Annotated in this window: 18 protein-coding genes and 1 pseudogene; 17 read left to right on the forward strand and 2 right to left on the reverse strand. The window is 71.2% G+C overall.

All coding sequences use genetic code 11. The annotated features are described in order from the left end of the window. The first annotated feature begins 70 nt into the window (after positions 1–70). From Rai3103_RS08035 to Rai3103_RS08095, 13 genes and pseudogenes are all read left to right on the forward strand, one after another. Positions 71–811 (forward strand): TetR/AcrR family transcriptional regulator, encoded by a 741-nt coding sequence (locus Rai3103_RS08035; protein WP_153572156.1) that lies wholly within the window; start codon positions 71–73, stop codon positions 809–811. Beyond that, positions 808–1,974: an efflux RND transporter periplasmic adaptor subunit gene (locus Rai3103_RS08040; RefSeq protein ID WP_153572157.1), complete on the forward strand. Its 1,167-nt coding sequence runs from the start codon at positions 808–810 to the stop codon at positions 1,972–1,974. The genes Rai3103_RS08035 and Rai3103_RS08040 overlap by 4 nt, the downstream gene beginning before the upstream one ends. Then, on the forward strand, positions 1,961–2,794 hold the full coding sequence (locus Rai3103_RS08045) for an ABC transporter ATP-binding protein (RefSeq protein WP_153572158.1): 834 nt from the start codon (positions 1,961–1,963) through the stop codon (positions 2,792–2,794). The genes Rai3103_RS08040 and Rai3103_RS08045 overlap by 14 nt, the downstream gene beginning before the upstream one ends. Further along, positions 2,791–5,328, forward strand: coding sequence for an ABC transporter permease (locus tag Rai3103_RS08050; RefSeq protein ID WP_153572159.1), 2,538 nt, complete (start codon positions 2,791–2,793; stop codon positions 5,326–5,328). The genes Rai3103_RS08045 and Rai3103_RS08050 overlap by 4 nt, the downstream gene beginning before the upstream one ends. 126 nt (positions 5,329–5,454) lie before the next feature. Next, the gene (locus Rai3103_RS08055) at positions 5,455–6,888 is read left to right on the forward strand and encodes a uracil-xanthine permease family protein (RefSeq protein ID WP_228489263.1); all 1,434 of its coding nucleotides are present in this window, start codon (positions 5,455–5,457) and stop codon (positions 6,886–6,888) included. Positions 6,889–6,991: 103 nt separating this feature from the next. Further along, complete coding sequence (locus Rai3103_RS08060; protein WP_153572161.1) at positions 6,992–7,519, forward strand: SanA/YdcF family protein; 528 nt, start codon at positions 6,992–6,994, stop codon at positions 7,517–7,519. 59 nt (positions 7,520–7,578) lie between these two features. Further along, positions 7,579–8,184, forward strand: a complete 606-nt coding sequence (locus tag Rai3103_RS08065; RefSeq protein ID WP_153572162.1) for a type II toxin-antitoxin system PemK/MazF family toxin — start codon at positions 7,579–7,581, stop codon at positions 8,182–8,184. 65 nt (positions 8,185–8,249) lie between these two features. Then, positions 8,250–8,909 (forward strand): DUF1707 SHOCT-like domain-containing protein, encoded by a 660-nt coding sequence (locus tag Rai3103_RS08070; protein ID WP_194793333.1) that lies wholly within the window; start codon positions 8,250–8,252, stop codon positions 8,907–8,909. Beyond that, positions 8,896–9,414 (forward strand): PH domain-containing protein, encoded by a 519-nt coding sequence (locus Rai3103_RS08075; protein WP_153572164.1) that lies wholly within the window; start codon positions 8,896–8,898, stop codon positions 9,412–9,414. Before Rai3103_RS08070 ends, Rai3103_RS08075 begins: the two co-directional genes overlap by 14 nt. Continuing rightward, on the forward strand, positions 9,411–10,865 hold the full coding sequence (locus Rai3103_RS08080; RefSeq protein WP_153572165.1) for a PH domain-containing protein: 1,455 nt from the start codon (positions 9,411–9,413) through the stop codon (positions 10,863–10,865). Before Rai3103_RS08075 ends, Rai3103_RS08080 begins: the two co-directional genes overlap by 4 nt. A gap of 9 nt (positions 10,866–10,874) precedes the next feature. After that, entirely contained in the window at positions 10,875–11,834 is a 960-nt protein-coding gene (ppgK, locus tag Rai3103_RS08085; protein ID WP_153572166.1) for a polyphosphate--glucose phosphotransferase, read from the forward strand. Between the two features lie 566 nt (positions 11,835–12,400). Beyond that, positions 12,401–13,381, forward strand: a complete 981-nt coding sequence (locus Rai3103_RS08090; protein WP_153572167.1) for a type IV toxin-antitoxin system AbiEi family antitoxin domain-containing protein — start codon at positions 12,401–12,403, stop codon at positions 13,379–13,381. 150 nt (positions 13,382–13,531) lie between these two features. Further along, positions 13,532–14,799: pseudogene (locus Rai3103_RS08095) on the forward strand (IS256 family transposase). Between the two features lie 399 nt (positions 14,800–15,198). On the opposite strand, the gene argS reads toward Rai3103_RS08095, so the two are convergent. Then, entirely contained in the window at positions 15,199–16,839 is a 1,641-nt protein-coding gene (gene argS / locus Rai3103_RS08100) for an arginine--tRNA ligase (RefSeq protein WP_153572168.1), read from the reverse strand. Between the two features lie 167 nt (positions 16,840–17,006). On the opposite strand from argS, the gene Rai3103_RS08105 reads away from it, so the two are divergent. From Rai3103_RS08105 to Rai3103_RS08120, 4 genes are read left to right on the forward strand one after another with little or no spacing between them, the layout of a single operon-like run. Beyond that, positions 17,007–17,822, forward strand: coding sequence for an aldo/keto reductase (locus Rai3103_RS08105; RefSeq protein WP_153572169.1), 816 nt, complete (start codon positions 17,007–17,009; stop codon positions 17,820–17,822). Then, entirely contained in the window at positions 17,819–18,484 is a 666-nt protein-coding gene (locus Rai3103_RS08110) for an IMPACT family protein (RefSeq protein WP_194793334.1), read from the forward strand. The genes Rai3103_RS08105 and Rai3103_RS08110 overlap by 4 nt, the downstream gene beginning before the upstream one ends. Before the next feature lie 33 nt (positions 18,485–18,517). Next, the gene (gene surE, locus Rai3103_RS08115) at positions 18,518–19,369 is read left to right on the forward strand and encodes a 5'/3'-nucleotidase SurE (protein ID WP_153572170.1); all 852 of its coding nucleotides are present in this window, start codon (positions 18,518–18,520) and stop codon (positions 19,367–19,369) included. After that, positions 19,366–20,250: an inositol monophosphatase family protein gene (locus Rai3103_RS08120; protein ID WP_228489264.1), complete on the forward strand. Its 885-nt coding sequence runs from the start codon at positions 19,366–19,368 to the stop codon at positions 20,248–20,250. Before surE ends, Rai3103_RS08120 begins: the two co-directional genes overlap by 4 nt. Positions 20,251–20,266: 16 nt before the next feature. On the opposite strand, the gene Rai3103_RS08125 is transcribed toward Rai3103_RS08120, so the two are convergent. After that, positions 20,267–23,068, reverse strand: coding sequence for a heavy metal translocating P-type ATPase (locus Rai3103_RS08125; protein WP_153572171.1), 2,802 nt, complete (start codon positions 23,066–23,068; stop codon positions 20,267–20,269). Positions 23,069–23,078: the final 10 nt, after the last annotated feature.

Genomic DNA, 23,078 nt, shown 5'->3' on the forward strand with positions numbered 1-23,078 from the left:
GGGGGCGATGTCACGTCTGTCACGTTCTCCACCGATTGACTGACGGTCAGTCAGTTGTACGCTTGACGGTGTGGGACGGGTCTCGAAGGCACCCGAGGAGCGCCGCGACGAACTCCTCGACACGGCACTGCGGCTCTGCACGACCGTGGGGTACGACGCGCTGTCGATCGATCAGCTGACCCGCGAGGCGGGTGTCGCGAAGGGCACGTTCTACTACTACTTCGGCTCGAAGCAGGACATGCTCGGCGCCCTGGTCCAGCGCTTCGTGGACGGCCTGTTCGCCAGCCTCGAAGCCGGCGCGCAGGATCTGACCGGGACCGGGGCCGACCGGTTCGGGGCCCTCCTCGGCCAGGCCACGGCGTGGAAGACCGAGCGCGTCGAGGACGCGATGGCGTTCATCCCGCTGCTCTACAAGCCGGAGAACGTCGAGTTGCGCCACCGCCTCTTCGACCTGTGGCACGACCGGACCAGGGACCTCTTCCGGCCTCTGGTCGCGTTGGGATCCTCCGACGGGACGTTCATGGTCGCCGAGGTGGACGCCACCACCGACCTCGTGCTGTCCCTCTGGCTGGATGCCTCGACCCGGATCTTCGAGGATGCGATCGCCGCCGGATCATCCGATGGGTTCGCGGACCACATCGTCCGCGGCATGACCGCCCTGACCACGGCGGCGGAACGCATCCTCGGGGCGCGCGAGGGCACCTTCGCGATCCCCCTCGACCACGCGATGGTGCGTGGCCTGCACCCACTCTTCATGGCTGCCCTCGCTCCGGGGACGGCCTCCACCCCATCGACCGGGAGGGCCCGATGACGGGCAGCACCACAGCACAGCAGGCTCCGCGGCGGACGCGACGGAGGAGGCGTCTGATCGCCGGCGTCGTCGTCGCCGTCGTGGTCCTCGCCCTGGTCGCCGGCTACGTCATGTCGCAGCGCGGCGCCAGGACCACGGTCACCACCGCCACGGCGAGCACGCAGCGGCTCTCGGTCACGGTCAGCGCGTCCGGGACGGTGGAGGCGGCCAGCCTGGTCCCGGTGTACTCGCCGATCGCCGGCACCCTCGCGAGCGTACGGGTCAGCGACGGCCAGGTCGTCAAGGCCGGCGACGAGCTCGCCACCCTCGACACGGCCGCGCTGTCGACAGCCGTCGCGCAGGCCCAGGCACAGGTCGCCGCGGCTGAGGCCCAAGCGGGATCCGCCTCCGCGCAGCTCGCCCTCGCCCGAGCCATGCCGCATGACACCGACGCCCAGACCCGGACGCGCGATGCCGCCATCCAGGCGGCCAACGCCGCCCATGACGCCGCGGTCGCCGCCCGCTCGGCCGCCTCGGCCGGGCTGCGAGCGGCCCGCGACAACGCGGCGAAGGCCTCGATCACCGCCCCCGTCGGCGGGACCGTCACCCTCAACGTGCTCGCGGCCACCCGTACGGACGGGACGGGCCCGAAGGCCGCGGCCGGGGCGTCCGTCGGTCCCACCGTGCCGCTGTTCACCATCGCCGACCTGGGACACCCCGTCTTCGCGGCGCAGGTCGACGAGGCGGACATCGCCCACGTGGCGGTCGGGCAGCAGTCCACGGTCACCCTGGACGCCTATCCCGGTCGTACGTTCCCCGGCGCGGTGTCCGAGGTCGCCACGACCTCGGTCAGTACGAAGACCGGTGGTGTCGCCTACATCGTCAAGATCCCCCTCGCCGCCGGCGACGCCGTGCTCCGACTCGGGATGAGCGGTGACGCCTCGCTCGCCACCCAGGACATCCCTGATGCCCTAGTGGTCCCGCTGCAGGCGGTGCAGGCCGACGGTGCCCAGCGCTGGGTGTACAAGGTGACGGACGGCACGGCACACCGGACCCCGGTCACCGTCGGCGCCTCGTCCGCCACCCAGGCCCAGATCACCAGCGGCCTCGCCGCCGGCGACGTCGTGGCGACCAGCCAGTTGAGCGCCCTCAAGGACGGGGCGAGCGTCGATGTGGGGAAGTAGCCGCCGCCGGGCCTCCGTGGCCGACGTGCCCGCCCCCGCCGTCGCGGCGGAGGCGACCTCCGCCCCCGCCGTCGCGGCCGAGGGGGCGGGCGCCCCGATCGTCCGGACCGTCGCGCTGACCAAGACGTACGGATCGGCTGAGAGTGAGGTCCGGGCCCTGGACGCCGTCGACCTCAGCGTCGCGCCCGGGGAGTTCGTCGCGGTGATGGGTCCGTCGGGCTGCGGCAAGTCGACCCTGCTCAACATGGTCGGTGGCCTCGACACCCCGACCTCGGGCGAGGTCTTCGTGGATGGGGCCGAGCTGACCACGTTGCCCGACGACCGGCTGACCGAGCTGCGCCGGCGCCGGATCGGGTTCGTCTTCCAGTTCTTCAACCTCATCCCGGTGCTGGACGCCGTGGAGAACGCCGCCCTACCGCTGACCCTGGACGGCGATGCCGGGGCCGAGGACGCCGCCGTCGAGTGGCTCACCCGCGTCGGTCTGGCCGACCGGTTGCACAACCGGCCCGACCAACTGTCAGGCGGCCAGCAGCAGCGGGTCGCCGTCGCCCGGGCGCTGTCCACCGATCCCGCGCTCGTGCTCGCCGACGAGCCCACCGGCAACCTGGACTCGCGGTCGGCCACCGAGATCGCCGAGCTGCTCCGCCAGGTCGCCGCCGCGTGGCACCGCTCGGTGCTGATGGTGACCCACGATCCGCGGATTGCCTCGTACGCCCAGCGGCTCGTCCTGATGCAGGACGGGCACATCGTCGACGACCTGCCCCTCGACGGGTCCCGCGAGGCGCCGCTGCGCGCCATGGAAAGGGCCGGACTGCTATGAGCACCACCGTCACGTGGACCCTCGCGTGGCGCTACCTGCGCGGGCGCGGCCTCCGCTCCGCGCTGACCACGCTGGCGGTCGCGCTGAGTGTGATGCTGATCTTCGGCCTGGGCGGCGTGGTGCCGACCCTGGTCGACGCCTTCACCCGCTCCTTGCTGTCGGCGTCGGGGAAGATCGATCTCACCGTCACCCAGACGCTGGCCCAGCCGTTCGCCCCCTCCGTCGTCGACAAGGTCGGCCGCGTTCCGGGGATCGCCCTGGCCACCGGCGAGGTCGAACAGTCCGCGCCGCTGCCCGTCCGCCGGGACATCCCGACCGGCCAGCAGGTCAGCTCCGTGACCGTCGTCGGCATCGATCCCGCCGTCTCCGGGCGCATCCGTGACCTCGGGCTGGCCTCCGGTCGTGCGCTGACCACCACCGACGGTGATGTCGCCGTGCTCTCCGCCGACCTCGCCGGCCGGCTGGGCCTCGGCCTGGGGAGTCCCCTCGTGCTCCCTTCCCCGGTGGGGTCGACCCGCTTCACCGTCGTCGGTCTGCTCACGGCGGCCACGGTCCCGGGGCAGGAGACCGTCTACGTGCCGATCGGCGCGGCGCAGACCCTCTTCGGCCTGGGCGCGAAGATCACCACCGTCCAGGCCTCTCTGCAACCCGACGCCAACAGGTCCGCGGTCGAGGACGCGGTCCGTACGGCCGTGGGGCCGGACTACACCGTCGGTGGCCTCTCGTCGAACTCCTCCCTGCTCGCCTCCATCCAGGTGAGCCGGTACGCGTTCACCCTGTTCGGGCTGTTCGCCCTTGCCACCGCCGGATTCATCATCCTCAACAGCTTCCGGACGGTGGTCGCCGAACGGCGCCGTGACATCGGCATGCTGCGCGCGATCGGCGCCCGGCGTCGCACGATCACGGGCATCCTGCTGGTCGAGTCGCTGCTCCAGGGGGTGCTGGGCACCCTCCTCGGGATGGTTCTCGGCTACCTGATGGCGGCGGGCCTGTTCGCCGTGATGGCGCCGATGGTCGAGTCGGTGGTCCACCTGCGGATCGGCCCGGTCCGCTTCGAGCCGGCGACGTACGCCGAGGCCATCGTCCTCGGGATCGGCCTCACCGTGCTCGCCGCGATCATCCCCGCGCGCGCCGCCGGCAAGGTCACCCCGATGGAGGCCCTGCGGCCCCAGACCGAGGAGGTGTACCGGCGCGGGGCAGGAGTCCGCGGGTGGATCGGCGTCGGCGTCCTCGTCGTGTCGCTCTTCTGCCTGGTCACCCGTGACGCGTCGCTGGTCGGGCTGGGCTCCGTCCTGTTCCTCGTCGGGTTGGCGCTGGTCATCCCGGCGGTCGTCCATCCGCTGGCCCGGGCCGCCGGGAGCGCGGTGGAGTTGGCGTACGCCCGGGAGGGGGCGATCGCCCGGTCCAACCTGCAGCGCAATCCCGGCCGGTCGGCCAACACCGTGTCGGCGGTCATGCTCGGACTGGCCTCGATCGTGGCGATGGTGACCGTCGTCCAGTCGATCTTCGCCGGCTTCACCGGCTACATCGACCGCTCCCTGTCGGCGGACTACCTGGTCATCCCCAACTCCATCGTCCTGGGACAGGGCAACGTCGCCGCCGGACCCAAGTTGGCCGCCGACATCGCCCACACCGCCGGCATCGGGCCGGTGTCGACGCTGCGGCTCGCCCGCGCGAAGCTGAACGGCCACGATGTCCAGGTCATCGGCATCGATCCCGCCACCTACCCCGAGGTCGCGAACTTCGAGTGGACGGCCGGCAGCACCGATGCCGCCCTGGCCCAGCTCGGCTCGGGACGCTGGTTGATCTCCAACGGCATCTTCGCCGGGCAGAGCGGGCTGACCTCCGGGCAGGCCGTCACCCTCGACACGCCCAACGGGCCCCGGGTCTACTACGTCGCCGGTGTCGGCAATGACTACCTCAATGCGAAACTGGCCACTATCTACGTCAGCCAGGACCAGTTGGCCCGCGACTTCGACGTCACCGACGACCTGCTGGTGATGGCCAACCGCAAGCCGTCCGCCGACCCCGCGACGGTCACCGCCGCCGTGCAGCGGATCGTCGACGGGTACCCGGGCTTCAAACTCTACGAATCGGCGCAGTGGCGCGATCTGCAACTGTCCATCTTCAACCAGACGTACGTCATCTTCTACGGGCTGATCGCCGCCCTGGCGGTCCCGTCGCTGTTGGCGCTGCTCAACACCCTGGCCATCTCGGTGCTGGCCCGCACCCGCGAACTGGGGATGCTGCGTGCCGTCGGGGCGACCCGTCGCCAGATCAAGCGGATGGTCGTGGCCGAGTCGCTGCTGCTCTCGGTGATCGGCACCGTCTTCGGCGTCGCCGCCGGCCTGTGGCTGGGCTACGCGCTGGTCGAGGCGATGCGGATGATCGGCTGGCCGATGCCGTGGACGTTCCCGTGGGGCGGGGTGCTGCTCACCGTCGTGGTCGGCATCGTGTTCGGCGTACTGGCCGCCCTCATCCCGGCACGCTCGGCCGCCCGGCTCGACGTCGTCGCCGCCCTGCACCACGAGTGAGCGCTCGGCGGTGGGCGCACGGCGGTGAAGGGATGGCGGTGAGCGGTTGGCGGGGTGATCTCTCGCCCGGCCGGGGTCTACCATTGTCCGCGGCGTACGCCAGGTATGCCCCGGATCGGAGGGACCGTGGCCAACACCACCAGGACACCGCAACCCCAAACCCCACAGCAGCGCCGGCCCCGGCGTAGCTTCCTGGGCTGGACCGTGCACGGCGACGGATACCACATCGTCCCCGGCGACGTCGTCAAGCCGTCCGAGCGGCTGGCCTGGCCGGCCACCATCGGCATCGGCATGCAGCACGTGGTCGCCATGTTCGGTGCCACCTTCCTGGTGCCGCTGATCACGGGCTTCCCGCCGTCGACGACGCTGTTCTTCTCCGCCATCGGCACGCTGCTCTTCCTGCTGATCACCCGCGGCCGGGTGCCCAGCTACCTCGGCTCGAGCTTCGCCCTGATCGCCCCGATCACCGCCGCCACCGCCTCCCACGGGATGGGTTCGGCGCTGGGCGGCGTGATGGCCGTCGGTGCCCTGCTGGCCCTGGTGGGTGTCATCGTCCACTTCGCCGGCGCGCACTGGATCAACCGGGTGATGCCGCCGACGGTCACCGGCGCCATCGTCGCCCTGATCGGCTTCAACCTGGCGCCCGCGGCCTGGGGCAACGTGCAGAAGGCACCGGTCACCTCGGTGGTGACGATCGTCGCGATCATCCTCGTCACCGTCTTCTTCCGCGGGATGCTCGGGCGCCTGTCCATCCTCGTCGGCGTGATCCTCGGCTACGTCACCGCCGTGCTTCGGGGCGAGGTCGACTTCTCCGCCATCGGCAAGGCCGCCTGGCTCGGCCTGCCGACCTTCCACGCCCCGACCTGGGAGCCGTCGGTGCTGGCGATGTTCCTGCCGGTGGTCGTGGTCCTCATCGCCGAGAACATCGGCCACGTGAAGTCGGTCGCCGCGATGACCGGTGATGACCTCGACGACGTCACCGGCCGGGCCCTCCTGGCGGACGGCCTGTCGACGCTGCTCGCCGGCACCGGAGGTGGCTCCGGCACCACGACGTACGCCGAGAACATCGGCGTGATGGCCGCCACCCGCGTCTACTCGACCGCGGCGTACATGGTCGCCGGCACGTTCGCCCTGCTGCTGTCGCTGGTGCCGAAGTTCGGCGCGCTGATCGCGACGATCCCGGCCGGGGTGCTGGGCGGTGCGGCGACGGTGCTGTACGGCATGATCGGCATGCTCGGCGTGCGGATCTGGGTGCAGAACCGCGTCGACTTCTCCGACCCGGTCAACCTCAACACCGCCGCCGTGGCCCTGATCGCCGGCATCGCCAACTACACCTGGACCCTCGGCGGCCAGGTCGTCGACGGCAAGCAGGTCGGCGGCGTGGTGTTCAACGGCATCGCGCTCGGGGCCTTCGGCGCCATCGCCATCTACCACGTGATGCGGGGGATCGCCCGCTGGCGCGGGACCAGCCTCGAGTCCGCCTCGCCGGCCTCCGCGCCGGCCGGGGCCGAACTGCATCCGGGCGAGCTGCGGCGGACCCCGGAGGACGATCCTGAGTAGTCGGTCGCGGCGCATCGGTCGGGCGGCCGCCGCCACCGGACTCGGGATCGGTGCCGCCCTCCTGCTCGGCCTGGCGGGGCTGGCAGGGTTGGGCGCCTGGACGGTGATCGGGACGCGGTCCCGTCGTCGTACGCCGGCCGATGTTCCGGCGACCGAATGGGGCCTCGTCCTGGGCGCCGAGATGTACCCGAACGGGACTCCGTCGCCGTCCCTACGGGCCCGCCTCGACCTGGCCCTCGCGTTGTTCCGCGCCGGGAAGGTCCGCCGGCTGATCGTCTCCGGCGACGAGGCGTCGAACGCCGAGGTCAGCCAGATGGCGCGCTACCTGGTCGAGCGGGGCATCCCGGAGGACCGCATCGTCCTCGACGAGGACGGCGTCGACACGTACGCCTCCTGCCGTCGGGCCCGCCAGACGCCCGGACTGACGCGGGTGACGATGATCAGCCAGGATTACCACCTGCCCCGTACGCTCACCATCTGCCGCACCATCGGGCTCGACGCGTACGGCGTGGGCGACGCGAGCGTGCGCCGCACCGCGCCGGCGTCGTGGCGGCGGTCCGTACGCCGCGAGCTGGCCGCCAACGTGAAGATGCTGGCCGACCTGGCGCGGCACCGCTACCGGGCGGCCTGACCCGGCCGATTGCTCCGGCCCGGTCCCGGGGAGCGCTCCGGCTGGGTAGCGTGGGGCGCATGGACGATCGACGGCAGGGCCTTGGGCGCGCGGTCCGGCGCTTGGCCGAGGACCTTGTCCGCACGGCCCTCCGGGTGACGCCGCCGTCGCGGCCGGCCGACCGCGGCCGCCCGGACACTCCCGTGCCGCGACCGGCACCGCAGGCCCCGCCCCGGCCCCGGTCCGGCGCTCAGCGGGGCACCGGCACCGGCACCGGCACTCCCGTCTATCCCGGCGACTTCACCGGCCGCCCGGTGATCACCTACCGTCCGCGGGAGGACGGGCGTCCTGACCCTGGTGAGGTGGTGTGGACTTGGGTCCCGTTCGAGGAGGACGCCACCCGGGGCAAGGATCGGCCGGTGCTGCTGATCGGCGCCGACGGGCCCTGGCTGCTGGGGCTGCAGCTGACGTCGAAGGACCACGATCGCGACGCCGCCCAGGAGGCTTCTGTCGGCCGGTACTGGCTGGACATCGGCGCCGGTCCCTGGGACCACGAGGGGCGCCCGAGCGAGGTGCGGCTCAACCGCATCATCCGGATCGATCCCGACACCGTGCGCCGCACCGCCGCCCGCCTCGACGAACGGCGTTTCCATGCGGTCGCCGAGGGGGTCCTGGCCCACTGCTGACGGCTCCGCTGGTGGCCTCGGTGACCACCCCGATGCCCGCCCCCGAGGCCTCGTACGCTGGACCCATGACCGCAGGCATGCCCGACCACTTCCGCGCCTCCGACGTCGACCGGGCCCGGGTCACCGACCTGCTGGACGCGGCGTACGCCGACGGGCGGTTGACCCTGGAGGAGCACCGCGACCGGGTCAGCAGGGCCCTCGCGGCGCGGACGTTCGCCGACTTCGGGCCGCTCACCGCCGACCTCGGCGGGGCACCCTTCCCGCCGGGCGGAGCGGTCGTGCCGGTCGTCCCCGGGCCGGGTGCCGACGCCATGGTGCCCGCCGACGGTACGGCCTACCGGGGTGTCGGGGTGCCGGTCGACCCGTCCACGCAGAGCCCGCGCGACCTGGTGGTCGCGGTGTTCAGCGGGGCCGAGCGCGCCGGGGTGCACCGCGTCCCGAAGGGCACGACGGCGGTGGCGATCTTCGGCGGGACCACGATCGACCTGCGGCAGGCGGTGTTCGAGTCCCGCACCATCACCATCGACGTCGTCGCGATGTTCGGCGGGGTGGACGTGGTGGTGCCCGACGGCGTACGGGTCATCAACAAGGTCTTCCCGATCTTCGGCGGGGCCTCCTCGAAGGCCCGCTGCGCCGATCCCGACGCACCGACCGTCATCCTGCGGGGCCTCGCCGCCTTCGGCGGGGTCTCCGCGACCCTGAAGCGTGACGATGAGCAGGACTGAGGTGTCGGCGTCGACGGCGGACCTCTTCGCCGGTCCTGGTGTCGCCTGGCGAGGGATCGATCGACGCTGGCGGACGCTGTCCTGGCTCGCGTCCGCCCTGCTGGCCGTCGTCGTGGGCGTCCCGGCGGCCGTCGCGGTGTGGCTCCTCCTCGGGGAGCCCGCCCTGGCTGCGCTGCCGGTGGGGGTCGCGGCGGTGGCGTGGCTGTGGAACGCCGTGCTCGTGCATCGGCGCTGGCCCCGCTGGGGCTACGCCGAGACGGCCGACGAACTGTGGGTGCGCCGTGGGGTGATGTTCCGGGCCCTCACTGTGGTGCCGTACGGTCGCCTCCAGGTGATCGATGTGAACGCGGGCCCGCTGGAGCGGCTGTTCGGGCTCGCCACCGTCACCCTGGTGACCGCGTCGGCCCAGACCGACGCCCGCATCCCCGGCTTGCCGGCGGCCGAGGCCGCACGGCTGCGGGACACCCTGACCGCGCACAGTGATCCGCGAAGGTCCGGCCTGTGACGGACCTCGCCGACCCCGCAACGGAGGGGCCATCGCCCAGCCCGCACCTCGAACGTCCGCATCCCCTCACGCCCCTCGTCCGCGGCTGGATCGTGCTGGTGGCCGGCGTGTACGCGTACGTCCGCGACACCCTGGAGAACACTGGCCGTCCGCGCGGCGGACTGCCGCCCGGATGGGTAACCGGCGGGATCGTGCTCGCCATCGCCCTCGTCGCCGCACTGGCCGGGTGGGCGTCCTGGTGGTTCACCCGTTTCGTCATCGACGATCACGAGGTCCGTGTCGAGACCGGCTGGTTACGCCGTCGGTCGCGGCGGGTGGCGTTCGAACGGATCCAGTCGGTGGACGTGGACCAACCCTTCGTGGCCCGGCTCGTCGGGCTGGCCGAGTTGCGCATCGAGGCCGGCGCCGGCGAGGCCGCCACCCGGTTGCGCTATCTGTCGCGCGGCCGGGCGTACGACCTGCGGGACTACCTGCTGCGACGCGCGGTGGGGGAGCGCGCCACTGTTGCTGACGCCGGCCTGGCGCCGCGCCCCGGCCTCCTCGTGGACGCCTCGGTGGCCGATGAGCTGCTGCTGACGATGGAGCCGGCCCGGATCATCGGCGCGTTCCTGCTGTCGAGCGAACTGTGGTGGTCCGTCGCGATCAGCGCGGGAGTGATCGCGGCCGGCTGGATCGCCGGTGCCGGCGCCTTCTCCTTGGCAGCCGCTCTGCCGCTGCTGCTCGGCTTCGTCTCGATGGTGACGCGGCGCCTCAACCACCAGTTCAACTTCCAGCTGCTGCGGACCCCGTCGGGTGGGCTGCGGGTGACGTCCGGGATGACCCGGCTGGTCAGCCAGACGCTGCCGTTGGACCGCATCCAGGGCGTCCGGATCAGGCAGCCGTTGTTGTGGCGGATCCCCGGGTGGTGGTCGGTCGACATCGACATGGTCGGCCTGTCGACCGGACACTCCGAGGAGGAGCGTGACCGCCGGGAATCGACCGTCCTGCCCGCGGGGACCGGCGCGGAGTTGGCGTTCATCCTCCGCCAGGTCCTGCCCGGCATCGACCTGGGGGCGGTCCCCCTGCACCGGGTGCCACGCCGCGTCCGGCTGCTGCGCTGGGTCGACGCCCACACGTTGCGGTGGGGCGCGACTCCGGAGGTGACCATCGCCGACCATGGGGTGTTCGTCCGGCGCGGGGCGATCGTGCCGCTCTCGAAGTTCCAATCCGTCCGGCTCAGCCAGGGCCCGCTGCAGCGTTGGTTGGGGGTCGCCAGCGTCCACGTCGACACCACCCCGGGACCCGTTCACCTGGTCGCCCGTCATCTGCCCGCGGCCGAGGCGCGGTCGTACGCCCGTACGCTCCTCGCCTGGGGGGCACAGGCGCGGGGGCTCCTGGCGTCCTTGCCGGGGTCGGTGGAACATCAGCCGACGCGGCTCCCAGCTCCTGACACGGGGCCGCGTCCCTCGTAGGCTCAGCACATGACTGCGCGACCAGTGCTCGGCATCGACATCGGTGGGTCGGGGATCAAGGGTGCCCCGGTCGACCTGGAGCTCGGCGACTTCGCCGCTGACCGGCTGAGGATCCCCACGCCGAAGAAGTCCACCCCGAAGAAGGTCGGAGCTGCCGTCGCGGAGATCGTGTCCTCCTTCGCTGACGTCATCGGCGACGGTCCGGTAGGGATCACCATCCCCGCAGTCGTCACCCACGGTGTGACCCGCAGCGCCGCGAACATCGACAAGTCCTGGATCGACTTCGAGGCGGAGAAGATGTTCGAGGACCTGCTGGGCCGGCGGGTGGTGGTCTTCAACGACGCCGACGCCGCGGGTCTGGCGGAGGCGCACTTCGGGGCCGCGAAGGACCACCCCGGTCTCGTCCTGCTGACGACCCTGGGCACTGGCATCGGCACCGCGTTGATCCACCATGGCGTGCTCATCCCGAACAGCGAGTTCGGGCACCTGGAGATCGACGGTCATGACGCGGAGACCCAGGCCTCGTCGGGGGTCAAGGACCGCCTCGGCCTGTCGTACAAGGAGTGGATCCCGCGGATCCAGCGGTACTTCGAGGTCCTCGAGGCGCTGCTGTGGCCCGACCTCATCGTCGTCGGTGGCGGAATCAGTCGGGACTCGGACAAGTTCCTGCCGAAGCTGAACCTCAAGACCGCGATCGTTCCCGCCCAGATGCGCAACCGGGCCGGCATCATCGGCGCGGCCTGGATGGCCGGGCACCGCGAGGACCACGTGGTCGGCGAACTGACCGTCGACGTCGCCACCGAGCGGGCCCTGCGGCACGCGGCGGAGCGTACGGCCGCCCACCACGCGGACACCGACGATTCCGACCGCATCCTGGTGTCCGGCGACGGTGGCCCCTCCGAGATCGAGATCGAGGGTGACTACTCCGAGGATGAGCCGAAGGAGTGGGAGACCGCCGGCGAGGAGTGACGGGGCCGGGCGTCGGCCAGTTGGCCCGCGGGTGCCCGACGGCGCGCCCACCTGGCCCCGCCCGTCAGCCGCCGCGCTACGCCCACCCGCCCCTCAGCCGCCGCGCTACGCCCACCCGCCCCTCAGCCGCCGCGCGATTCGGTAGCTGATGCGGTGTCATTTAGGTGCCGCGCGTCGGCGGGCCGCAGCTGAATGGGGGCGCGGCGGTCTTATGCAACCGCGGCGGCTATGGCCCTACCCCAGGGGCGGGCCTGTTCGGTCGCGTTGGCGTTGTCGTGATCCCTTGCGGGCCCGGCCGTCCCTTTACCGGCCTTCCTCTGCCCGGTCCCGTTCCTCGCTCAGCCGCCGCGCGATTCGGTAGGCGCTGCGGTGTCATTCAGGTGCCGCGCGTCGGCAGGCCGCAGCTGAATGGGGGCGCGGCGGTCTTACGCAACCGCGGCGGCTAAGTCACCCCTGTGTTGTCCTACGGGTGGTGTCGCACGGCCAGTGTTGTCCGTACGGCCCTGGGTGTTGTCCGTAGCGTTGCCACACTGCCGGACCGCGACTCCAGCCGATTCGATGGAGGCATGGAGCGACCCGAATTCAGCCTGCCTCTGGTCCGCACTCGGCAGAGCATTCTCGACGCAGGACTCGACGACAACCACATCCGGCGTGCGCTGGCCAGCGGTGAGATGGTCAGGATCCGCCGTGGCTGCTACACGGACCGAGTGCAGGTCGGGGAGAAGACGAACCAGCCGAAGGGAAAGGAGGCGGAGCAGGCGTCGATCGGCGTCGGCGCCCGGGTCGCGGCGGTCGCCGCACGGTGGGGTGAGGAGGCCGTCTTCAGCCATGCCACCGCCGCGGAACTGTGGGGTCTCCCATTCCTAGGAGACCCGCCGGGAACAACCCACGTCACGGTGCCGCGCGTGGCCCATGGAGCCCGCCGGGCGACGGTTCACCAGCATCCGGGCCTACTGCTGCCCGAGGAGATCGTGGCGCTCAACGGGATCCGGGTCACGACCCTGCCGCGCACGCTGGTCGACGTGGCCCGGACGGAGGGATTCCGAGCAGGTGTCGTGATGGCGGACCACGCCCTCCGCGAGACCCGCGACCGGGCGGGTCTGCGCCGGGGAATGCTGGCGTCGATCACCCGGCTGAAGGGTGCGGTCGGCATTGGGGAGGCACGCCGGATGCTGTCCTTTGCTGTGGGGGAGGCCGAGAGCCCTGGCGAAACGCTGTGTCGGGTCATCTTCAGCGAGCAACTCGTCCCTGCTCCGCAACTCCAGTACCGGCTGGTTCTCGGCACCCGCGACGGGGGACCACGGGAGTACCGCACCGACTTCGCCTGGGAGCGCCAGAAGGTCGTTGGGGAGTTCGACGGCAAGATGAAGTACGAGCGCTACGCGCGCCGCGGAGAGACGCCCGGGGACGTGGTGTTCCGGGAGAAGCGACGCGAGGAGGTTATACGGGCAGCGGGATGGACAGTGGTGCGCTGGATCTGGCGCGACCTCGACAGGCCCCGGGAGCTGGGGCAGCAACTGCGCGAGCTTCTGGCCGCCAGGGGCTGAGGCGCTGTGAACCCTGTCTGCCTTTCGGTGCCGGATGTGTCCCATAGCGTGGTGTCACTTCCCGCGGTGTCCTTGTCGTTGCTGACGACGTAGGAGGGCCATCGTGGGAGACCTGATGTTTCCGCCAAGAAGCAAAGAAGTGATCCCACGATGACCCGCCACCAGTCTGCCCTGACAAGCCTGATCTCAGAAGTCCTCACCGATCCCGACCTGGCCCATTCGGACGTGTTCCGCCGGATGCTGCAGGCCGGGCTGCAGGACCTGATCGACGCCGAAGCGACCGTCAAGATCGGCGCCGGCCGCTACGAACGCACCCCGGCCCGGACCACGCGTCGCAACGGTACCCGCCCCAAGTCCCTCCAGACCCCGGCCGGGGAGGTCGACCTCGCGATCCCGAAACTGCGTGAGGGGTCGTTCTTCCCTGCCCTGCTGAACCCCCGCCGGCGGGTCGACAAGGCCCTCTACGCGGTGATCTGCCAGGCCTGGATCGAGGGCGTCTCCACCCGCAAGGTCGACCAGCTCGTCCGCGCCCTCGGCAACGACACCGGCATCTCCCGCTCCACGGTCTCGCGGATCTGCGCCGAGATCGACGAGACCGTCGGCGAGTTCCTGCACAGGCGCATCGACCACACCTGGTTTCCCTACCTGTTCCTCGACGCGACCTACCTCGACGTCCGCGTCCGGGGCCGGGTCGTCTCCCAGGCCCTCGTCGTCGCGACCGGTGTCAGTGGCGAGGGACGCCGCGAGATCCTCGGCATGGCCCTCGGCGACGCCGAGACCACCGACTTCTGGACCGAGTTCCTCCGTGGCCTGCGTGACCGCGGCCTGAAGGTCGCCACCGACACCGACCCGCTGGGTGTCGCGCTGGTCACCAGCGACGCCCACGCCGGCCTCAAAGCCGCGGTGAAGGCGATCCTGCCCGGAGCCGGCTGGCAGCGCTGCCGGGTCCACTTCGCCCGCAACGTCACCCAGAAACTCGGATCGGCCCGGTCCAAGCCGATCAACGCGCTGATCTCGACGATCTTCGCCCAGACCACCCCGAGACCGTGATCGGCCAGTACCAGCAGGTCACCGACAGTCTGCGCTCCTCGTTCCCCGAGATCACCGGCATGCTCCAGGACGCCGAGGCAGACCTGACCGCGTTCGCGTCACTGCCCCGTGAGCACTGGCAGAAGGTCTGGTCGAACAACCCGATCGAGCGGCTGAACCGCGAGATCAAACGCCGCGCCGACGTCGTCCAGATCTTCCCCGACCGCGACTCCGTCACCCGCCTGATCGGCGCCGTCCTCCAGGAACAACACGAGGAATGGCAATACGGCGAACGCCGCTACTTCTCCGAGGTCTCCATGCGCAAACTCGCCCACATCCTCCACGACCACGCAGAACCCGCCCACCCCGAGCTCTTCCTGACTGCCTGACCAACACCCCACCCCAGGAGACAACACGGTTACACCACACAAAGGGACTTGACCTCGGTGCCAGGTGCCAGGTGCCAGGTGCCAGGTGCCAGGTGCCAGGTGCCAGGTGCCAGGTGCCAGGTGCCCGGTGTCAGGTGCCGCTGCCCGGTGCCCGGTGCTCACCTGGGCCCGGCAGCCGCCGCGCAATTCGGCTGCCGCTGCCGTCCCATTTCGATGCCGCGCGTCGGCAGGCCGCAGCTGAATGGGACCGCGGCGCGTGCCCACAACTGCGGCGGCTGTAAGGGCGGCCCCGGCCTCAACTGCGGCGGGTGCCCACAAATGCGCGGCCGCCCACAAACGCGGCGACTGCCACATTCCGGGCATCGGCGGCCCGCGTTGACGGGAAGCCCCCGCCAGGTCTCACATCCGCTCGAGCGCCTCGATCCCCAGCATCCCCAGGCCGGCGGCCAGCACCGTACGAACGGCTCGGCACAGCCCCAGCCGCGAGTCCCGCACCGCGCCCTCCGACTTGAGGATGGGGCACTGCTGGTAGAAGGCTGAGTAGTGCTGGGCGAGCTCGTAGAGGTAGGTGCAGAGTTTGTGCGGCTGCAGGGTTGTGGCCACCTCGACCACCGCCTCGCCGAAGTGCGACAAGGCCAGTGCCAGCGCCTGTTCGGTCGGCTCGTCGAGCACGGTCACCGCGGTGTCGAGGGCCAGGCCTTTGGCGGCGGCCTCGCGCATCACCGCGCAGGTCCGGGCGTGCGCGTACTGCAGGTACGGCCCGGTGTCGCCGGTCGTCTGGACCATCCGCTCGGCGTCGAAGACGTAGTCCTTGTTCAGCCCGTTGGACAGGTCCGCGTACTTGATCGCAGCCAGGGCGATCGGCGGCGCGGCGATCTCCTCCGCGGCGTCCAGCAGCGACGAGAGGGTGACGGCCGACCCGTCGCGGGTCTTGAACGGCTTCCCGTCCGACCCCAGCACCATCCCGAAGCCGATGTGCTCCGCTGACACGTCCTCCGGGAGCCATCCCGCCTGCCGCGCGACGGCGAACACCATCGCGAAGTGCTGCGCCTGCCGGGCGTCGGTGACGTACACGATCCGCTCCGCGCCGAGGTTGTCGACACGATGCCGGATGGCCGCCAGGTCGGTGGCGTCGTAGCCGAAGCCGCCGTCGCGCTTCTGCACGATCATCGGGGCGTCGAAGCCGCCCACCCACACCACCAGGGCGCCGTCGTCCTCCACGGCCAGCCCCATCACCTGCAGGTCCTCGACGACCTTCACCAGCGCCTGGTTGTAGGTCGACTCCCCGGCCAGGTCCTCGTCGGTGAGGAGGATGTTCATCCGGTCGTACGTCGCGTTGAAGCCGGCCAGGGACACGTCGATCAACTGGTGCCAGATCATCCGCGTCTGCTCGTCGCCGGCCTGCAGGGCCACGACCCGACGCCGCGCGCGGTCGGCGAACTCCTCGTCCGACTTGAAGTGCGCGGCGGCCCGCTTGTAGAGGGCCTCGGCACCGGCCAGGTCGAGGGTGGCGGCGTCGATGCCCTCCTCGAGGATCTGTTCGACCAACTGGCCGAACTGGGTGCCCCAGTCGCCGATGTGGTTCTGCCGGATGACCTCCGACCCGGTCGCGCTCAGCACGCGGGAGAAGCAGTCACCGATGATCGTGGAGCGCAGGTGCCCGACGTGCATCTGCTTGGCGACGTTCGGCGAGGAATAGTCGATGACCGTACGCCGCGGGTTCGGGTCCTGCGGCACCCCGTGGTGCGGGTCGGCCATCAGGTCGTTCGTGGCCGAGGCCAGCACCGAGTTCTTCAGCCGGATGTTGATGAAGCCGGGCCCGGCGATCTCCAACGGCTCGCACAGGTCGTCGATCGCGATCTCCGCGACGATCCGCTGCGCGATGTCACGCGGCTTCGCGCCCTCCTGTTTGGCCAGCCGCATCGCCACGTTGCACTGGAAGTGGCCGAACTGGGGCTTGGTGGCCGGTCGCAGCTCCGGGTCGACACCGCCGGTGACCGCCGCGAACCGTTCACTCAACTGGGCAACAAGGGAGGACATGGCGGCTATTCTCCCACGCGCGCCCGAGGGGCCCGACCACGCGACCGGTCATCCCGACCACACCGACCCGTCCCCGCCGGACAGGTGGTCCGTCGCGGCAGTACGGTGGCAGTCCGCCCATCCTCGACCGGGACGCCGTCCCGGTGCCCGCCGGACAGGAGAAACGCATGACGCTCATCCCCTCGGTCGCCCTCCGCGACGGCACCACCATCCCCCAGCTCGGCTTCGGCACGTGGCGGGTCGGCGACGACGAGGCACAGGCCGCGGTGGAGACGGCACTCGAGGTCGGCTACCGCCATATCGACACCGCCGCCCTCTACGCGAACGAGGCCGGCATCGGCCGGGCCCTCGCGACCGCCGGGATCCCGCGGGAGGACCTCTACCTCACCACCAAGGTCTGGAACGACCGCCAGCTCGAGGCCCGCGCCTCGCTGGAGGAGAGCCTCACCAAGCTCGGCACCGACCACGCCGACCTGTTCCTGATCCACTGGCCGCACCCCGAGGCCGACGCGTACGTCCAGTGCTGGCGCGATCTCATCGCCCTGCGCGAGGAGGGCCTCACCACCTCGATCGGCGTCTGCAACTTCAACGCCCCGCACCTGCAGCGCCTCCTCATCGAGGTCGGCGAGATCCCGGTGGTCAACCAGATCGAGCTGCACCCGTCGTTCACCCAGAAGGACCTCGAAGCCCTCGACCGGGAGCACGGCATCGTCACCGAGGCCTGGGCGCCGATCGGCCGTGCCGCCGACCTGGATGCCTCGGGCGTGCGGACCGTGGCCGACCGGGTGGACCGTACGCCGGCCCAGGTCGTCCTCCGCTGGCACCTGCAGCAGGGCCGGGTGGTGTTCCCGAAGTCCGTGCACCCCGAGCGCATCCGGGAGAACTTCGGCGTCACCGACTTCGAGCTCGACGAGCACGACCTGGCGCTCATCGACGCGGTCGATGCGGGCAACCGGCTGGGTCCCGACCCCGACCTGATGTGACGCAACGCCGGACCATCCCCCGCGGTCCCGACGTCACCTCCGAACTGGAGATCAAGCGGTCGCGGTTCATCACCTGGTTGCGCCGGGTCGATGATGAGGCGGCGGCCCGGGCGCTGCTGGCCGAGGCCCGCGACGCCTACCCCGACGCGCGGCACCACTGCAGCGCCTGGGTGATCGCGGTCCCCGACGCGCAGCCGCTGTGGCACTCCTCCGACGACGGTGAGCCGAGCGGCACCGCCGGGCGCCCGATGCTCGACGTGCTCGTCGGCTCGGGGCTGACCGATGTGGCGGTGGTGGTCGTCCGTTACTTCGGCGGGACGCTGCTGGGGACCGGTGGGCTGGTCCGGGCCTACTCCGACGCGGTCGCGTCCGCCCTGGCGCTCGCCCCGCGGGTGCGGCTGGTCCCCTCGGCGCTGTGGACCGTCCTGTTGCCGCACGCCGAGGCCGGCCGGGTCGAGTCGGAGCTGCGGGCCCGTGGGGTGGTGGTCCACGACGTGGCGTACGTGGCCGAGGGTGTCCGCCTCACCGTGGCAGACAACGACCGCGAGGGCCTGGGCGCCCTCGTCGCCTCGCTGACCCGCGGCGCGGCCGTGCTCGAGCCCGCGGGCCGTACGGTCAGCGAGGTGCCCGAGTTCCTGGGTCCGGGGGACGACGAGGGCTAGGCTGAGCCCAGAACGCCGAGCGCGAGGCCCCGCATGCAGATCCTGATCACCAACGATGACGGAATCGACGCCCCAGGGCTGGCTGCGATGGCGCGAGCGGCCGCGCGCCGCGGGCACGCGGTGCTCGTGGTGGCACCCGACCACCCGTCCTCCGGAGTCAGCGCCGCCCTCGGCATGCGTACGCCCACCGAGTCGATCATCATCCAGGAGGAGCACCCGGAAGGGATGCCCCCCGAAGCACGCTGCCTGGTGGCCGAGGCCACGCCCGCTCAGATGATCTATCTCGCGGTGCAGGGCGAGTACGGCGAGGTCCCCCGGATGGTCCTGGCCGGCATCAACAGCGGGGCGAACACGGGTCGGGCCATCCTCCACTCCGGGACCGTGGGTGCCGCGCTCACCGCGGCCGTGCTGGGGATCCGGGCGATGTCGGTGTCGCTGGCCGGTCCCGACCCGCACCACTGGGACACCGCCGAGGAGATCGCCCTGCGGATGATGGAGTGGCTCGAGTTCCAGGCCAGTGACGGGCGGGTGCTCAACCTCAACATCCCCGACCTCCCGATGGATCAGCTGCGGGGACTGCGCGCCGCACCGTTGGCCTCATTCGGGGAATTGCAGGCCGCCGACATCGCTTTCCCCACGGCCGGCGCCCCGGACCTGCGCCGCGCCGCGGTGACGTACGAACCGGCACTGGCCCGCGACGAACCGGGCAGCGACCACTACCTGCTCGCCCGTGAGTGGGTCACTGCCACGATGGTCCGTAGCCTCACCGACGATTTCGCCGGCGTCGCCCTACCGACGCTCGGCCAGATCGACCCCGGCCACGCCCTGGCCCGCCACACCACGGCGACCCCAGCCCCTACAACCCCTTGGAGCGCCCCGACATGACCATGCCTGATACCAGCCGGCCTGATACCAGCCGGCCGGACACCAGCCGTCCCGAGGCCGGCGTGACCGAGTTGCACCGGCTCGCTCTCACCGTCGCCGAGGAGGGCGCCCGGATGGCCCGGGAGATGCGGGAGGCGGGGGTGGCGATCGCCGACCGCAAGACCTCCATCGCCGACATCGTCACCGAGGCGGACCGGGCGGTCGAGACGGCGATCCGTGACGCCATCGCCCGGGTCCGGCCGCAGGACGGCTTCCTCGGGGAGGAGACCGACGAGGCAGGATCGGCCTCCGGACTCACCTGGGTGGTCGACCCGATCGACGGCACCGTGAACTACGCGTACGGCATCCCGGCGTGGGCGGTGTCGGTGGCGGTTGTCGAGGGCGACCCGGATCCGGCGACCTGGACCGGCCTGGCCGGCGTGGTGGTCAACCCGTCCGGCGGTGAGACCTGGGAGGCCTATCGCGGTGGCGGCGCGCGCCTCAACGGTCGTACGCTGCGGATCGCCAAGGAGACGGAACTGGCCCGGACTTTGGTCGGCACCGGCTTCGGGTACCTGCCGGAGCGACGGATGGCGCAGGCCCGGGTGGTCACGCAACTGTTGGGGACCGTACGGGATATCCGCCGCGCCGGAGCCGCGAGCCTCGACATCTGTTCGGTGGCGGCGCAGCGTCTCGACGCCTATTACGAGATGGGGCTGCACCCGTGGGATCTGGCCGGGGGCACCATCGTCGCCCTCGAGGCCGGCGCCCACGTGAGTGGACTACGGGGCGCCGGCCCGGGCGAGTCGTTCTACCTGGCGTGCAACCCGGTCATCGCCGGGCCGCTGCTGGACCTGCTGATCGCCTCCGGCGCCGAGCCCTTGGCGCTGGCCGAGGACTGACGCGGGCGCCGGGCGCTCAGTGCTGGTGCTGCTCGGCGCCGCCGAGGTACTTCTCCGGATCCTTCTCGAAGGACTTCTGGCAGCCGGGTGAGCAGAACCAGTACATCTCGCCCTTGTACTCGGCCGAGCCTGCGGCGGTCTCGGGATCGATGGTCATGCCACAGACGGGATCGGTGACGGTCATCGTGGGGGTTCCTTCCTTCTCCTGGGGTGGGGTGATGCCGGTTTCGATCGTGCCTGTTTCGATCGTGCCTGTTTCGATCACCGGGGTGACGGCGGGGACCGTCGTGACGGGGACCTCAGGAGCACGGTAGCCCCGCAGGCGGTTGGCGTTGGTGACGACGGACAGCGACGACATCGCCATCGCCGCCGCGGCGATCATCGGGCTGAGCATGATCCCGAAGACCGGGTACAGGACGCCGGCGGCGATCGGGATGCCGATGGCGTTGTAGAGGAACGCGAACCCGAGGTTCTGTCGGATGTTGCGCATCGTCGCCCGTGACAGGTCGATCGCGGTGACCAGACCCGACAGGGCGCCGGAGATCAGGGTGATGTCGGAGGACTCGATGGCGACGTCGGTGCCGGTGCCGATGGCGGATCCGACGTCGGCGCGGGCCAGCGCCGGGGCGTCGTTGATGCCGTCGCCGACCATACCGACGACCTTGCCCTCCTGCTGGAGTCGTTGCACCTCGCCGGCCTTGTGCTGCGGGAGCACCTCGGCGAGGACCCGGGTGATGCCGACCTGGCGGGCGATGGCCGCAGCGGTGGCGCGGTTGTCGCCGGTCATCATGACGACCTCGAGGCCACGGTGATGGAGTGCGGCGATCGCGTCGGCGGCGCCGTCCTTGACCGTGTCCGCCACAGCGACGACGCCGGCCGGCCGGCCGCCGATGGCGACGAGCATCGGGGTCTTGCCCTCCGCCGCCAGCCGCTCGGTGTCGGCGGCCAACGGCGTGGCGTCGATCCCGGCTCCTGCCAGCAGTCGCGCATTGCCGACGAGGACCTCGGTGCCGGCGACCAGGGCGCGGACGCCCTGACCGGTGATCGAGTCGAAGCCGCTGGCCGGTCGAGTGGTCACGCCCCGGTCGTGGGCGCCGGTGACGATGGCGGCGGCGAGCGGGTGTTCGGAGGCCTGCTCGACCGAGGCGACGGTGGCCAGCACCTCCTCCGCTCCGTACGGTCCGACCGGGACCACGTCGGTGAGGGCCGGAGTGCCCCGGGTGATGGTGCCGGTCTTGTCGAGCACGATGGTGTCGAGGCGGTGGGCGGTCTCCAACGCCTCGGCGGACCGGATCAGCACGCCGTACTGGGCGGCCTTCCCGGTGCCGGTGGTGATGGACAGCGGCGTGGCGAGGCCCAGCGCGCACGGGCAGGCGATGATCAGCACCGAGACGGCGGCCACCAGTGCGAACACGACGGTCGGCGGCGGACCGACCAGCAGCCAGACCGCGAAGCTCCAGATGGCGATCAGCACGACGGCCGGCACGAAATAGCTCGAGACCTTGTCCGCGAGGCGCTGGATCGGGGCCTTGGAGCCCTGGGCCTGACGGACCATGGTGATGATCTGCGCCAGCAGGGTGTCCGCGCCGACTTTGGTGGCCCGGTAGCGGAAGCTGCCGGTCTGGTTGATCGTCGCACCGATCACGGTGTCCCCGACATGCTTGGTGACGGGGATGGGTTCGCCGGTGACCATCGACTCGTCGACGGCGGAGGAGCCGTCGACGATCTCGCCGTCGACCGGCAGCTTCTCGCCGGGCCGGACCACCACGGTGTCGCCGACGACGACCTGTTCGATCGGCACTTCCTGCTCGACCCCGGCCCGGACGACGTGGGCGGTGTGGGGTTGCAGGCCGATCAGGGTACGGATGGCCTCACCCGTGCCGGCCTTGGCGCGGGCCTCGAGCAGCCGGCCGAGGAGGATCAGGGTCAGGATGACGCCGACCGCCTCGTAGTACACCTGCTGCAGCCCCGCGGGCAGTGCGCCGGGGACGACGGTGACGACCAGGCTGTAGAGGAACGCGGCCGAGGTGCCCAGCGTGATCAGGGCGTTCATCTCCGCCGAGCGATGGGCCAGGGACAGCCAGCCGGTCCGGTGGATCGGCCAGCCGGTGTAGACCATCACCGGGGCGATCAGGGCCAGCTGCAGCCAGTGGTTCATCAGGACCATCGGCACCCGGGGCGCCCGGAACAGCTCGGCGGCCATCACGGCGAACAGGACCGGGGCGGTCAGGACGGCACCGACGACCACGCGCCGGGTGAGGGAACGAATCTCGGCCGTACGCTCGGTCATCTCGGACTGCTCGGCGGCGGCCGCCGCCTCGGGCGACAGGCCGGAGCCCACGGCACGCGCTCGGGGGCCGCCGCCGGTCGGTGCCGGGGCGAGGGTGGCCGTGGCGGTGCCCCCGCTCGTGGTGCCCCCGCTGGTGGTGTCGGGGCTCGCCCCGTCGTCGAGGACGTCGAGGCGCCCGTGAATCATGTTCATGCCGCAGGCGAAGCCGAACTGCCCGGCCTGTGTCGGGGTGAACTCGACCGCCGTCGTGGCGTACGCCGGCAGGGCCTGGTTGATCCCGAAATCGGGGAAGACGACGTGCGAGGTGCACTCCCCGGCCTCGCGCCGGTCGAACAGGATCCGCACCGGCAGATCCTTGCGGACCCGTACCAGGTCCGGGGCATAGCCGCCCTGGACGCGGACGTCGATGACCTGGACTCCGTCGGTGAGGGCCGCCTCCCGTGACGTACGAGGGCCGAAGAAGAACCACAGGGCCGCCGCGGTCAGGGCGAGAGCGGTGAGGATCGTGATGATGACGAGGACGCTCATCGGGACTCCT

Source organism: Raineyella fluvialis (genome assembly GCF_009646095.1).
Taxonomy (GTDB): Bacteria; Actinomycetota; Actinomycetes; order Propionibacteriales; family Propionibacteriaceae; genus Raineyella; species Raineyella fluvialis.

Bases quoted from the DNA above. Each gene is read 5' to 3' on its own strand.
- Rai3103_RS08040 (WP_153572157.1), top strand. From the start codon at position 808: ATGACGGGCAGCACCACAGCACAGCAGGCTCCGCGGCGGACGCGACGG.
- Rai3103_RS08045 (WP_153572158.1), top strand. From the start codon at position 1,961: ATGTGGGGAAGTAGCCGCCGCCGGGCCTCCGTGGCCGACGTGCCCGCC.
- Rai3103_RS08050 (WP_153572159.1), top strand. From the start codon at position 2,791: ATGAGCACCACCGTCACGTGGACCCTCGCGTGGCGCTACCTGCGCGGG.
- Rai3103_RS08065 (WP_153572162.1), top strand. From the start codon at position 7,579: ATGGACGATCGACGGCAGGGCCTTGGGCGCGCGGTCCGGCGCTTGGCC.
- Rai3103_RS08070 (WP_194793333.1), top strand. From the start codon at position 8,250: ATGACCGCAGGCATGCCCGACCACTTCCGCGCCTCCGACGTCGACCGG.
- Rai3103_RS08075 (WP_153572164.1), top strand. From the start codon at position 8,896: ATGAGCAGGACTGAGGTGTCGGCGTCGACGGCGGACCTCTTCGCCGGT.
- ppgK (WP_153572166.1), top strand. From the start codon at position 10,875: ATGACTGCGCGACCAGTGCTCGGCATCGACATCGGTGGGTCGGGGATC.
- Rai3103_RS08090 (WP_153572167.1), top strand. From the start codon at position 12,401: ATGGAGCGACCCGAATTCAGCCTGCCTCTGGTCCGCACTCGGCAGAGC.
- argS (WP_153572168.1), bottom strand. From the start codon at position 16,839: ATGTCCTCCCTTGTTGCCCAGTTGAGTGAACGGTTCGCGGCGGTCACC.
- Rai3103_RS08105 (WP_153572169.1), top strand. From the start codon at position 17,007: ATGACGCTCATCCCCTCGGTCGCCCTCCGCGACGGCACCACCATCCCC.
- surE (WP_153572170.1), top strand. From the start codon at position 18,518: ATGCAGATCCTGATCACCAACGATGACGGAATCGACGCCCCAGGGCTG.
- Rai3103_RS08120 (WP_228489264.1), top strand. From the start codon at position 19,366: ATGACCATGCCTGATACCAGCCGGCCTGATACCAGCCGGCCGGACACC.
- Rai3103_RS08125 (WP_153572171.1), bottom strand. From the start codon at position 23,068: ATGAGCGTCCTCGTCATCATCACGATCCTCACCGCTCTCGCCCTGACC.